The following is a 611-nucleotide window of genomic DNA, read 5'->3' as shown; positions in this document are numbered from 1 at the left end:
GAAACTATCCAGTGGTGTACAGTGTGACCAACAGTAACGGAAAATCTGCAAGCACAACGGTAAACATGCAAATAACAGCCGAAGCGCCAGTCATTCATGCGAAAGACATGGCTACAATAGCAGGAACAAAAGCTACCGATATAAGCTGGTTCACCGATGTAACAGCCGAGGACAAAGTAGATGGAGACATCAGTCCGGATGTGAGTGTTGATTACAGTGGTGTAGACTTCCAAAAAGAAGGGAACTACCCAGTGGTGTATAGTGTGACAAATAGTAACGGAAAAACTACAAACGCAACGGTGAATATGCAAATAACAGCTGAAGCCCCAGTTATTCAAGCGAATGACCTGAGTGCGATTGCAGGAACAAAACCTACCGATATAAGCTGGTTTACCGGTGTAACAGCAGAGGACAAAGTAGACGGAGATATCAGTTCGGATGTGAGTGTTGATTACAGTGGTGTAGACTTCCAAAAAGAAGGCAACTATCCAGTAACATACAGTGTGACCAACAGTAACGGAAAATCCGCAAGCACAACGGTAAACATGCAGATAACAGCCGAAGCGCCAGTCATTCATGCGAAAGATATGGCCGCAATAGCAGGAACAAAA

1 protein-coding gene is annotated in these 611 nt (G+C 44.5%); it reads left to right on the top strand.

The window, feature by feature from the left end; all coding sequences use genetic code 11:
• On the top strand, positions 1–611 hold a 611-nt coding region (locus PGRAN_RS15195), incomplete at both ends, for an immunoglobulin-like domain-containing protein (RefSeq protein ID WP_149024086.1).

Source organism: Listeria grandensis FSL F6-0971, from assembly GCF_000525835.1.
GTDB lineage: Bacteria > Bacillota > Bacilli > Lactobacillales > Listeriaceae > Listeria_A > Listeria_A grandensis.
This window is presented reverse-complemented; position numbering and strand designations above follow the sequence as displayed.